Raw genomic sequence first — 13426 nt, forward strand, 5'->3', positions numbered from 1 at the left:
GCTTTATAATTTTATTTATTTAATAATATCTGAGACTTATGAAAAAAATTAAACTCATGAATGAACAACAGAAAAATTTACAATACCAGTTAACAAGATTAAAAGCTATTAATAATATTAGTTTAATACCAACGTTTCCTAATAACAATAACGAATTTAAATTGCCTAATCAATTAATCCATGAATGGACTTTCGAATTTCTTCCAAATTTAAATGAATGTTATGATAAATTTAACAATATTATTAAGTTTTTAAAAGGTTCAACAGCCGCAGAAGCAATTGAAAAAATTAAAGTAATAAATCAATTTTCTGATAACTTCATAGTATCAATTAACCAATTGAATGAAGAAAATACAATTGATTTAATAAGAGTTTTTGATGATTTAAAGTCTGCATTATTGAGTTTAATTAATCAAAAAGTTTTTCTAAAAGAAATAGAAGATGATTTAACTCTTCAGGAAAAAGAAATAGCATTAAATTTTATATTAAAAACTTTTTCAAACAGTGCAGATTTTTATAAGAGGGAGTTTAATAAACTTAATAGCGAGGATCAAAATAATTTATTAAACAAATTAATCTTTGCATATAATAGAGTTACTGATAATACATATGATCCTCTAATTTTTGATGAAATAAATCAATTTTTAATACAGACTACTGAAAAAAATATTCGTAGTCAGGAAGTTGAGCTAAAAGAAAAAGAAATACAAACGAATATACGAATTGAATCAGCAAAAAACGAAAGTACTATTATAGAATTTAAAAAGAAAGCAGAAGATTTAAAAGTTTATATTTATTTATTAAATGCAATTATTGTATCTCTTTTTATTACTATAATTTTAATTTTTTTCCAGAAATATTTTAATCATCCTAAAGAAACAATTGATTTCCTATATTCATTAACTCTAGTAATTGCTATATCTAGCTTCATAGCATTCCTTATTAAGGAAAAAAATGTTCTATCTAATCAATATCATAATTACATGAAATGTCATACCGAATTGGTAGCAATGGCAACCTATGTAGTGGATATAGATAAAAATAAAAGTGAAGATCTAAAAGTTCGCTTAGCAGAAAAATACTTTACGGGATATCTAAATGATAACAAGGAATCAACTAGCAGCTTTAATAATAATGATTCTATGGAGCAATTAGTTAATTTACTTAAAGAAATTCAAAAAAAATAGGTATATATAATAAATTTTCCAATATAATATTAATTAAATTTTAACACTACTATTATTATTCGCAGAGAATAATATCTTAAATAAAAAAAATATCCTTTATTTTTTACTTGAAATTAGAACCACATCCATATTTCCAACCTGTTTACCCTTGATTTAACTCATCTTTATAAAGATTAACTAGACCATTAATCATTAAATTCAAACCAAAAGAAAACTCAACTTCTAGAGGAACGGGTATCTCGTTGATAACTGTTAGAGTGGATGGAAATTGAGTCCAATCAATATTATCAAATGCATTAGACTGTTGAGGATCACCATTGCTTAAATCATTCTGATCTGAAAGTTGTATAGCAAATCCAAGAACAAATCGGGCAAGTGTTGTATAAGCCTTAGCTGCTAGCGATGGGGAAAAACCATTGCTAAGGAACAAGGCAAAACTTCGCTCCCTTTGTTTCATAGCACTAGGGCCATTTGGAATCGACTCAAGTAAAAGTCTTGCGGCTCCTCTGTGAGTCGCTAAAACCTTGAACATATGTGTTGCCAATATACGACATGCTTCTTCCCATTTTAGTCCTACCATATCAGGCATCGTAGCTTCCATTTTCAAGAATAATTGGTCAACCACTTGTGCCACTAAATCCTCACGGCTTTGGAAATTCCGATATAATGTTGCTGTTCCTGAGTTTAATTTTTTTGCAAGATAACGTAGGGTTAATGCATCAGCACCCTCAGTAGTAGCAATTTCTAGGGCAACTGCCAGTATACGTTCAAGTGGAAGTGAAGGACGACCTGGGGATACTTGGGATAGTGACATCATCACCTCTATCAAATATTACATTTATATTCATATTAAATGATTTTAATACTGAATATTTAAAAGCATCTAAAAAACCAAAATGCATTATAATAAAATTTTGTCAGGATATGGTTGATTGGCCCAAAATAATAAAGCGATATTTAGAGTTCTATTTTAAAGATCCATATTATTGTTGCTTATGGTTTATTAAACACTCTTATAGCAATACAATTTTAATTGAGATTTAATCAAGCCATCCATCTTATTGATCATTATTTACCCTCTCTGTTTTATAAAGCAGCAGTGACAATAAAGGAAAAATAATACCAACCATACATACTAATGGCCATCCTCCATAGACATAGCTAATACTAGCTGATGCTGAACCCACTGCACCGCCTAAAAAAAACAAAGCAATAAATAAAGCATTTAATCGGCCTCTTATATGTTCTCCAAGAGAAAATATGACACGTTGTCCAACTACAAGATTCGCTTGAACTCCAAAGTCCAAAAGAACCGCTGAAACCAACAAGACTCCTAAAGAATTTATTCCCCCAAACCATGCCAGTAAAAATGAAAAAAACACCATTGTAATAGATAATCCAGTCATCAGATGTGACTTTCCTTGATCAGCCAGCCAACCAGCTATTGGGCCAGCAACAGCACCTGCTACGCCTACCAGAGAGAACAGGCCAATATCCTTCTGAGTCAAATTAAAGCGAGGAGATGCTAAAATCAAAGGAACGGCTGTCCAAAACAAACTAAAACTTGCAAAAAGTGTTGCCTGGTAAGCTGCACGGCGACGTAGTTCAGAAGTATCACGTAAGAGATGCCAAAGTGACCCTATTAACTCATAATAATTATGCTGAACTTTTGGTATACGTGATGGTAACAATCGCCACATCATTCCGATCAGAATTACCATAATTATCGAAGATAATATATACACAAACCGCCAACCAAAGCTTGCTGCAATAAAACTAGAAATTGGCCGTGATAGCATTATACCAATAAATAAGCCACTCATAACTTTACCAACCACTCGTCCTCGAAATTCTATTGGTGCCATATGAGCTACAATTAAAACCAGAATTTGTGCTGAAATTGATCCAAAACCAATCAAAAAACATGAAAATAAAAATACATGCGCACTCTTTGAAAATGCTGCAATAACTAAAGTTAGAACTCCCCCACTCATGATAAATAAAAATAACTTACGATTCTCAAGTAAATCACTGAGTGGAACTAGTAACAACAACCCCAAACAATAGCCAATTTGGGTTAATGTAACGATTAAACCACTTACTGTAGTAGTTAGATGAATATCTGGTGCAATTAAACCTATTAGAGGCTGAGCATAATATAAATTAGCGACAATTAAGCCACATGCACAAGCTAATAAAAAAATTAGCGAATTTGGTGGAGGGACTTGGGGCGCTGTAAAATCTACTATTGTTTTATCTATAGTCTTCATAAATTAAGATTTCACCCCTTCAGAGTGCATAAAAAATTATGCAGTTTTTAATTTAAAAAATTTTTAAGAACGGCTTTGTTTTATTAACGTTCTGTGAACAACGTGATTAATAACTTTATTGCGTAAACGCGCCATCATTGTTTGTGATTGCATTACGCCAACAAGGCGTTGCCCCGACTCGTATAATTGTTCTTTTACTAAATTGAGACTTGCATCTAATAATTTGTAATCACGTTTACGCCATTGACCTGCGATCATTACAGCTTCTATATTGGCAATGCTAGCTTGCAAAGCCGTAGCAATCGGGTCATGAGCTGGCCACAAATTAATAGCCTGAGCATCTATTACAACAATATCTGCTTGCATCCCAACCTCTAATCTTCCTATACGATCAGAAAGTCCAAGCGCACGTGCCCCTTCTGTTGTTGCCCAAGAAAGTGCCTGCTTACTTGAGATCGTTGGCTTTGGAGAAAAAAGCCCTGTAGTTTGTCTCTGCTGTTCATGGTCAAGTCCACGTTGTTGAGCCAAAGCTATACGTGCTGCGGTGAGAATTTCGCCTGACAGAACAGTATCGACATCAGTACCAAGTGACGGAGCCGATCCATAACTTAAAAGCCGACCTGTGATGGGAAAACCATGCCCTTGTCCCAACTCATTCTCAGGAGTAGAAGTAAAGCTAGCACCCGCATCTACAAATATCTTCAACCAATCATCAGGAATTTCATTGCCGTGCACAATATTGGTTTTCGGCCCAATCAAATTGGCATTTCGTACAGCTTCCCATGCCTCACCAGGCTTACCGCCACTTTGATGCATCGAAACAATAATATCGCGTTCACGAGCTCCTCGAAAATCAGCCAATGCTATTTCCTTTTTTGAGTATTGAGGGCCTGGAATTGCAATTCCCAACGTTAATAAATCATGAGCTGCTATTGGGCCTCGCAATAATCGATCAACTTCCTGCATTGGATGTTCAGATTGTCTAAATTTATGCGGCATACCATGTAAAAAAACGCCACGAATCCCTGACTCAATCAATCCTTGAATCGTACTATCGGCATGTTCTTTTGTTTGCACATTATGGCACCAGTCGCCTAATGTAGTTGTTCCACAGTTAATTTGATTTAAGGCACAAGCACGTGCAGCGATTCGCATATCCTCTGGTGTGTAGTGCTGTGCCAATCCAGCATGTGCTTGCGCAAGATATTCTAATAATGTCCAATCAGCTCCTACAGATCTTAATGCCGCCTGCCAACTATGTAAGTGTGCATTAACAAGACCTGGTATAAGTATTCGTCCAGTAAAATCAAACACCTCAACATCAGGAATCTCTAACATAGGTTCCATTCTCGTGATGCGTCCATTTTCAACCAAAATATCTATACGTTCAAAGTCTGGTCTATCTTGCGCCATGGTAATAACCGTTGAGCCGCGTAATAATATTCGATTCATTTGCTTTACTCTAAATGATGAGCAACCCGCTATTTAGGGTGCTATTTTCTTAATATAAGCTTTTAAGTTATCTTGCATATTCGAGGTTGCTATATAGCCAATATAACCATCAGGTCGAATTAACATTACAGTATCTGCAGATACACCATATGCTTTACTAAATGTTCGCTTTGTATCTTTCAATACATAATCAGCACTATGTGAATCATCGACATTTATAAGTAAGCGTTTTAAATTAGCCCCTTTAGAAGGCCATGCAAAATCTTTGACTACTTGAGCAGTTTTTTCACCAAAACCAATAAGCGTGAAATGTGGGCCCTGAAAAGTATCAAATAAACGGATTTGTCCACCATGTACAGCAGTTAGGTCTGCATCTGGAGCACGATCCCCAGCATGTATTTTTGAATTAAAAGTGCGATCATTTAAAGCAAGTGGGCCATTACGATATGTTAATGATAGTTGTGACTCATCTTTACCACGTTTAATACTGGAAGGATCAAGCTTAGCAATGCCATCATATTTTTTGGTTGATAATGCCAGTACAGATGCTGCTATAGGCCAACGCTCTGCTTCATAACTATCAAGTAGGCTATTATCTGTACCTGCCAACACCTGAGCAATTTTCCAACCTAGATTGTACGAATCTTGAATACCTGTATTCAGTCCTTGTGCACCAGCTGGGGTATGCACATGCCCTGCATCACCTACAAGAAAGACTCGACCACTTCGATATTTTTCTGCCATCCGAATATTAGGTCTAAAAACCGACTTCCATTGCACGTGATGTAGTACGACTTTCAAATTACCTATCCGCTTTTGAATACGTGCATTAATAGCATCTAATTCAAGTTCAGGATGCTCTTCAGGTGCTAAACGTATCATCCATTGGAATAAATCACTATTTGGTAGTGGGCATGCAGCAATAAATTGCCCACTTTTCCCAGGCCAAATATGCCATCGGTTACGAGATAAACCCGTTGTCACACCATCAACAATGATAATTCGATCTTCTTCAACAGTTGATCCAGTAAACTTAATACCTAACTGCTGACGGACTTTGCTAGAACCACCATCTGCACCCACCATATAACGTGCAGTAATTTCTTCTACTGCCCCATCCTCTCTCTTAATTTCAGCAGTTACGTAATCATCTGTCTGGCTTAGAGAAACGAATTGTTTATCAAACTCAACCACGCCATTTAACGACTTAAATCGTGTATGTAATACAGCATCTGTGCTGAACTGCGGGATCAATAATGTGTTTGGAAAAGGTACATCCGATGAACGTGATCGATTGGACATCATTCGCCAAGGAATTGTGAATGGGCCAAGGTGAACACCAAGAAGCGGATATGCATTGCCTGCTTGAAGTACCTCATTCACTAAACCTAGATCCTGAAAAATCTCCAACGTTCTCGGCTGAATGCCTTTTGCTCTTGATCCATCAAAGCTGGCTGAAGCTTTATCTACAACACGGATGTTAAGCCCACGGCGCTTTAAATCTATTGCAAGTGCCATACCAGCTGGACCCGCACCAACGATGAGCACATCAATTAGATGCTCTTTAGTTTTTTCACTCATGATATATTCCTAATACTATAAATTATTTACAAACAATTGGATAAATCTTGCAACTTCATTCGAGCGTTCAAAAGGCACCATATGGCCACAGTCAAGTACATGACACTGCTTTGGTTGTAGAAGAAGACAAGCATTATCTAGGCTGTCAATTGGAGTTACTCGATCCTCTTTTCCCCAAATCAACATAGTAGGTATTTTTAATTCAGACATACGTTGATATAGAGCAGCCCGATTAAATAGTCCAAAGTGCTGTACAGTATCGAAAACTGCATGGAGAGAACCTTCAAACCGATATGCGTCAAGTAACATATTTGAGAGAACTGCAGCATGGGTTTGATCCCCTAAGTCGTTACTCTCATGTAGTGAAAGCCACTTACTCCCAAAATTCTTAGCAATTACTCCGGCAAGTAAATTACTAGATTGCAACAATCGTAATGCAATCGGTTTTTTAGCAAGTCCAGCAGGCCCAGCTACTGTTAATGATGAAATAGCATCAGCATTTTGGTTTACGTATCCCATAGCAACTAGAGCACCCATAGAGGCACCCACAATGTGAAAGCCATCAGCTAAGGCAAGGGCTTTTATCAATTCACTTATCTGTCGTATAAATAAAGTATCATCGTAACTAGTGTTACGAATCCGATCTGAATAACCCCGCCCGTAAGAGCTATACGTTAACGTACGAAATCCAGCTATATGTAAAATCGAAATAATTTTATCCCAATAAAATAAAGGCACTGTAAGACCACCAACAAACACAATAAGCTGTCCATTCTCCGGACCTAAGAGCTCGTAATGAGTCACACCATCAGATAGTTCAATATAATTTCCACGCAGAGCAGTTCGCATCTTTTCATTCAGGCGATGATTTTCGCTTTTTAAGACAAAGTACTTCATGATTTATTTTCTGCCTCTCGTTATTTTTTTAAATTATTCAGAAATTTTTCAATAGAATCAGCAACCCATGCCGGGTCCTCCTCAGGCAGTAAATGCCCTGCATGCGTATGTACTAATTCCCGACTACCGGAAATATCTTTTGAAAAATTTTGACCATTAATAGATTTACTTCTTAATACAAGTGTGGGCACTGTAATTTCACGAATTTCAACACTACAATCTTTTTGATCAGTATTCATAAGGTCAATAAAAGCAGAACGGTTACCAGGCAACGACATCAAACCATGCACTCTGTCAACCATCGCCTTATTCACAATTGTAGAAGTAGAACCAACTATCGATTTAAGATTACGCTCAGTTGCAATACGCGGTAGCCACAATCGTAATAAAGGTCTAAAAAAAGGATTGCGTGCCAAACGAAGCCCTGAAGGAATGTTCTTTTCTGGATAACCTGTCGCATTGATCAACACAATTCCATTAAGTTTATATTGATGTTTCAATGCCAGATTCCACGTAATATTTCCGCCTAGCGAATTTCCCACTAAACTATATTTACTAAATTTCAATACCTCCATAAATCTTGCTATGGTTGAAACATATGTCTCAATACGATAATCATGATCGGGACGTGGTCCTGTTAACCCAAACCCAGGAAGATCAAGCCAAATCACTGTAAAAGACTTTGACAAAAGTAATGCAACTTCTTCAACTCCTTGTAAAGAAGATCCACTCCCATGAAGCATTAAGATTACAGAACCTTTGCCTTTTAGCTTGTAATGAATACGCAAACCATCAACTACTACAAACCTTGAGTCTTTTTGCGGTTTAGCCCAATTGTTCATGATATATACTCACAATATTTATGGATACTATGTATCCATAAATATTTAATGTCAATAAAAGAATGAAAAATAATCAAACTTTCTAAAATAAAGAATTAATAATTAAAAAATGAAATTTACTTAGAAATAGAAATAAACACTTTATTAATCAATTATATAATATAAAATTTTATTTACTTTATATGTCAAATCTTACAACCCAACATAGTCATGGCGATATTTTATCAAATTACATACAAGCCAATTTAATACCAAGACCTATGCAAGGCTTGTACTTTCCATACATAACGGTTACATTGTATCCAATATTCAGGTTAACTCATATACACAAGAGACTAATTGCCTGCAAAATTAGAAGGTGGAATTAAGAGTTTGGAATGGTATATAAGATACGTTTAAATTAAACCAAGTATGCCCGATACCACAAAAAGATAAAATTATTCCACCCCTAATTAATAAATTATTTTTAATCAAACACTTAAAATTCAAAAAGGATTTTATAAGTATTTTAAGTGCTAAGTAAAATTTAGTAAAAAGGAAGAAAACCATGCAATTTAAATTTTATGAATCTTTTTTGCCAACGTATATTCCTCTTACAATTGTGGAACTTTGCTTACAAGAGCATATTTCTTATGAAGATATTTTTTCAAATTTAGATCTTTCACTAGATGATTTACGCAATAAGCATTTTAAACTAACATATGCAGAGTTAAATACTTTAACATTAAATTGTATAACAGCATTATCTTCAGATGAACTATCAATAAAAGTAGGTAAATATATACAACTACATCATTTAGGTATAATTGGGAAATTATTAGAATATAGCCCAACACTTGCTGATGCCCTTCATATTTTAGAGAGATATAGTCTTTTAATTGACCCTACAATTTGGTTTAAGGTTGAGCAACAAGATCAACTAATTATCATCCACTACCGTAAAATGATTCCTCTTGGTGATACATACCAATTCAATCAATATAGCCAAGAAGTCCTAAGTATTCTAATAATTCGATTATTAACTAATTTTTATGATATTAAGGGATTACAGCTAGATTTTGAATTTCCAACACCTGTGTACTCGCGGAAATTAAACTTTTTACGATGTTCAATCGACTGGGATAAACCCGAGACTCGACTTATTATCCCAATAATAAATCTTGAAAAAAAATCCCTTATAAATAAAAAAGAATCTGAATTTTACCAATTAATTAAGCAAGCTGAGTATGATTTCAAGGTGTTTAATAGTATAAAAAAAAATTGGATATTTCGGGTACTTGGTCTTATTTATAGTCACATCAACAAACCACTAAATACAAAAGATTTTGTTAAGCTTTTATATATTTCACGAAGTACTTTTTTTAGAAAATTACAAGAACATGAAACCAATTACGAAGATCTTATACAATACGTACGTATGGATTTTGCAAGTAAATATCTTATACAAAATAGAGGGTCAATTAGCTCACTTGCTTATTATCTAGGTTTTAGCCACCCTTCCAACTTTATTAAATCTTTTAAGCAATGCTTTGGTATGACACCTAAACAATGGCAAAACAAACATAATGAGACTATTTAACTATTCAATTGAGACTATTCAACCATTTTTTTATTTTGTAATAACTTAGACTTCATTCTAAGTCTTTAGGAATAAGGCTTAATTAAAATGGAATTTAAGGAATTAAGATGAACAAAAGTATTTTTATCGGTACTAGTTTAACCATTTTCCCATTTAGCTTAACTTTAGGGGCTGGAATGGAACGCACGACCCAAAGTGTTGCAGCATTCTTGCAACCTAATCATTATTTTGAAGCAGGAATAAATGTGCTTGATCCAAATGTATCTGGAAAAATTGACGCTGATTTTAATAAAGGTGGATTAAGCGCAGCTGCAAATATGGATACAGGTAATATTGCCAATCACTATATTGCACCATCTGCGGCTCTCAAGTTACAGCTTACAGATCATTTCTCAATTGGTTTTTTATACGATCACCCTTTTGGTTCAGACTCACTTTATCCCATACAAAAATTACCAGCCTATACTGAAGGTGATGCAAGTACTGGTGCTAAAGTGACCACACAAAACTTAAGCACAATTGTCGGCTATCAACCAAATGAAAATTGGAATTTCTATGCAGGCCCAGTCTTACAAACTGTAAAAGGTGAAACTCATGTCCGTGGTGCAGGATATATGTGGTTAAAATATGACATGACAACTTCTGAGAAATTGGGTACAGGTTGGTTAGCAGGCATCGCTTACTCAATTCCTGAAATTGCATTAAAAACATCACTAACCTATCGTTCCGAAATCGATCATGATGTAAAAATGACGGAATCACTAGCACTGAGACATCCAGTATATGGTGTCACCGACTTTGGTACTGACGTATCACCTTCAACTGTGACTACACCTCAAAGCATTAATTTAGACCTGCAATCAGGAATCATGGCTGATACTGTTGCATTTGCAAATGTACGTTGGGTGGAATGGTCAAAGAATAAAATCTCGCCTCCCAAATTATACAAAACAACACAACAAGTGATGGGTAAAGGAATAGATTTAGTTACTTATTATGAAGATCAGATTTCAGCAAACGTTGGATTGGGACGTAAGTTAAACGATCATTGGGGAGGAAGCTTGTCTGTAGGTTGGGATAGTGGTGCTGGTGATCCGATTACAACATTAGGGCCAACAAAAGGTTACTGGAATGTCGGTGTTGGTTTTAAATTTAGCCCTCAACCCAATTACGATATTGCTTTAGGTGTAAAACATTTTTGGTTAGGTGATGCTAGAGCTCAGTCTGCTGCTGACTTTGGCACAAATAACTCAGATGCTTATTTTAGTAATAACACAGCATGGGCTTATGGTCTAAAAATAGGTTATAAGTTTTAAGGAACACTATAAATGAATATTATAAATGTTAAGCCTACTATGTTCAAAAATGAGCTTCTACTCAAGAAATCATCACCATTTGCGATATTAATTAAAGCCCAGGAAACTTTAATAAATAAATTAACAAAGTTTAGAAATACTTTTCTAATATTGTTTTTTTTATTTCTAAATTGTATTTCTAACACTTGGGCTAGCGACATCGTTGGTAAATGGAAAACTATTGACGATAAAACAGGCACTCCTAGGGCAGTTGTTAATATTAATAAAAATAGTGATAATAGCTATTCTGGAAAAATTGAAAAAATTTATAATTTACCAAATGGGAGTTCACCAAAATTTGATAAGTGTGTTAATTGCAAAGGTGATTTAAACAATAAACCCATGATTGGATTAAATATATTATCTAATTTTATTATAAATTCTAAAGTTAAAAATGAATATATTAACGGCCAAATCCTTGATCCTGCCTCTGGAAATATATATAAAGGTAAAATTACAATGAGCTCAAACGGTAAAAAAATAATACTTCGCGGCTATATAGGTATTTCACTTTTGGGACGAAGTCAAACTTGGATTAGAGCTGATTAATATAAGTTAAAATAATAAGAGAGTATTTACTCTCTTTTAATTATTAAACATATACGCAGTGAAATTTTATTCAAATCTATTTTCCTCAAAAACCGTTACCGTTCGTTCTGAACCTATTTAAATTAGTCTCTCACAAAATTCAGCTTGATAGTCTGCTGAAAATATTATGTTTTTCTATTAATATAAAGCTCCTAAATACATTTAAATTTTCTTTATCTCTCATTTTAAAATTGAGATTACTATATTCTGCTTATACATTTACAGCCTGCCCCTACTTAGACTTTATGCTCTTAATTGGTCCTGAGTTCAATTGATGATCTCTACTCATCAAACACAACGCGTATAATTTTCAAGCTCATTAATATTCAAAAGTAAACGCGACACTGAAACTTAGTTAAACTTGACACTGCTCCCTGATTTAATAGATTAAATATTCTCACTTCTTTAGTCATCACTCGACTATTAAGTTCAGCTCAACTTTCAATGTTGAGTTCTGCTGCACTCTTATCTAACGAAGAAATATCACCTATCCAAAATATAATAAAATATGCAATATTAATTTATATATTTCTTAAAGTGTCCTGTAAAAATTTTATAAACCACTTTTGTGCTGCAATATCACTTGATTTTTTATACCAATGTAAAGTGATATCAAATTCTGGTAATTCAAATGGCACATCATAAATATTGATATTTTTATTTGACTCAAAAAAAAGACTGATTCGCTCTGGTACCGTTACAATTAAATTATGCTTTTCAATAAGCTCATTGAGGATACTAAACTGAGGTACTCTTAGCTTAATTTTTCGACGTAATCCTTTTTTATTCAAATAATTTTCAACTAGATTATGTCCCGTTGAGGCTGAAACAATTGCATGATTTTCCTTTAAAAATTGCTGTAAAGTTAATTCATTGTTCTCTAGTTTAATATTGTTACTAACCAAACAAACATACTTTTCTTGAAAAAGCTTTAGCGTATTAATATTTCGATCTTCTAAATTTTTATTACAAATTGCAGCATCAATCTTACCTGTAATTAGCCAGTCAGTGAGCTTATTCATGTCCATACTCACGACTTCCAATGAAATATTGGGGGCAATTTTATCTAATTTTTCATAAATTTTAGGTAAAAAATAAAGTCCACCAATATCGGTTAATGCAATTTTAAAACACCGTTCACTATTTGTGATATCAAAATTGGTCACTTCACTAATGGTATTTTCTATATCTATTAAAGGTTGATTTAAAGATTCATATAATTGAACAGAATATGCTGTGGGGATCATCCCTTCTTTAGTTCTGTTAAACAGTTGGTCTTTGAAAATGTGTCTTAGGCGAGCCAGATTATGGCTTACAGAAGGTTGGGTAATATTTAAACGCTCCGCGGCAACACTTACGCTACGTGTATCATAAATCGTAATAAAGATTTTAACCAAATTCAGATCAATCATAATGAATACTTCGAAATATAAAATTTGGATTGAACTAACAATCATTAAATTATCATTAAAATCAAGTCATCAGACTTGCCTCTATATAATTCCTTATGATCTTAAACAGCTTTGATCTACATTTTCAAAAACATAAACTACTGAATTATATCAATTTAATATTCTTAAAACTGTATTGAACACACCATTATAGACATAGCTAATATACAATAATATGTTTTATTCATTTGATCAATAATTACTATATCAATAAACTCATATTA

The 13426-nt window shown here is 34.0% G+C and carries 11 protein-coding genes; 4 read left to right on the plus strand and 7 right to left on the minus strand.

Annotated elements, in window-relative coordinates:
* Nucleotides 1–56 precede the first annotated feature (56 nt).
* Nucleotides 57–1187 carry a hypothetical protein gene (locus tag AWW73_RS03770; protein ID WP_139111777.1) on the plus strand — a complete coding sequence of 377 codons (1131 nt, stop codon included), beginning with the start codon at nt 57–59 and terminating at the stop codon, nt 1185–1187.
* A 142-nt stretch (nt 1188–1329) separates the two neighbouring features.
* On the opposite strand, the gene AWW73_RS03775 is transcribed toward AWW73_RS03770, so the two are convergent.
* The 6 genes from AWW73_RS03775 to AWW73_RS03800 form a co-directional block, all read right to left on the minus strand.
* Entirely contained in the window at nt 1330–2001 is a 672-nt protein-coding gene (locus AWW73_RS03775) for a TetR/AcrR family transcriptional regulator (protein WP_062848777.1), read from the minus strand.
* Between the two features lie 244 nt (nt 2002–2245).
* Nucleotides 2246–3457 carry an MFS transporter gene (locus tag AWW73_RS03780; RefSeq protein ID WP_062848778.1) on the minus strand — a complete coding sequence of 404 codons (1212 nt, stop codon included), beginning with the start codon at nt 3455–3457 and terminating at the stop codon, nt 2246–2248.
* Nucleotides 3458–3520: 63 nt separating this feature from the next.
* Nucleotides 3521–4909: an amidohydrolase family protein gene (locus AWW73_RS03785; RefSeq protein WP_062848779.1), complete on the minus strand. Its 1389-nt coding sequence runs from the start codon at nt 4907–4909 to the stop codon at nt 3521–3523.
* A gap of 33 nt (nt 4910–4942) precedes the next feature.
* Nucleotides 4943–6490, minus strand: a complete 1548-nt coding sequence (locus AWW73_RS03790; protein ID WP_062848780.1) for an FAD-dependent oxidoreductase — start codon at nt 6488–6490, stop codon at nt 4943–4945.
* A 15-nt stretch (nt 6491–6505) separates the two neighbouring features.
* Nucleotides 6506–7387 carry an alpha/beta fold hydrolase gene (locus AWW73_RS03795; RefSeq protein WP_062848781.1) on the minus strand — a complete coding sequence of 294 codons (882 nt, stop codon included), beginning with the start codon at nt 7385–7387 and terminating at the stop codon, nt 6506–6508.
* Nucleotides 7388–7407: 20 nt separating this feature from the next.
* A complete protein-coding gene (locus AWW73_RS03800; protein WP_005131667.1) occupies nt 7408–8229 on the minus strand; it encodes an alpha/beta fold hydrolase in 822 nt (273 codons plus the stop codon).
* A gap of 547 nt (nt 8230–8776) precedes the next feature.
* Here AWW73_RS03800 and AWW73_RS03805 point away from each other — a divergent pair.
* The 3 genes from AWW73_RS03805 (at nt 8777) to AWW73_RS03815 (ending at nt 11712) form a co-directional block, all read left to right on the plus strand.
* Nucleotides 8777–9808: an AraC family transcriptional regulator gene (locus AWW73_RS03805; RefSeq protein ID WP_062848782.1), complete on the plus strand. Its 1032-nt coding sequence runs from the start codon at nt 8777–8779 to the stop codon at nt 9806–9808.
* 107 nt (nt 9809–9915) lie between these two features.
* The gene (locus AWW73_RS03810) at nt 9916–11124 is read left to right on the plus strand and encodes an OmpP1/FadL family transporter (protein WP_081409480.1); all 1209 of its coding nucleotides are present in this window, start codon (nt 9916–9918) and stop codon (nt 11122–11124) included.
* A 12-nt stretch (nt 11125–11136) separates the two neighbouring features.
* The gene (locus tag AWW73_RS03815; protein WP_081310159.1) at nt 11137–11712 is read left to right on the plus strand and encodes a DUF2147 domain-containing protein; all 576 of its coding nucleotides are present in this window, start codon (nt 11137–11139) and stop codon (nt 11710–11712) included.
* A gap of 560 nt (nt 11713–12272) precedes the next feature.
* Here AWW73_RS03815 and AWW73_RS03820 read toward each other — a convergent pair.
* Nucleotides 12273–13163 (minus strand): LysR family transcriptional regulator, encoded by an 891-nt coding sequence (locus tag AWW73_RS03820; protein ID WP_062848894.1) that lies wholly within the window; start codon nt 13161–13163, stop codon nt 12273–12275.
* Nucleotides 13164–13426 lie beyond the last annotated feature (263 nt).

The organism is Acinetobacter lactucae (assembly GCF_001605885.1).
In the GTDB taxonomy this organism is placed as follows: Bacteria; Pseudomonadota; Gammaproteobacteria; order Pseudomonadales; family Moraxellaceae; genus Acinetobacter; species Acinetobacter lactucae.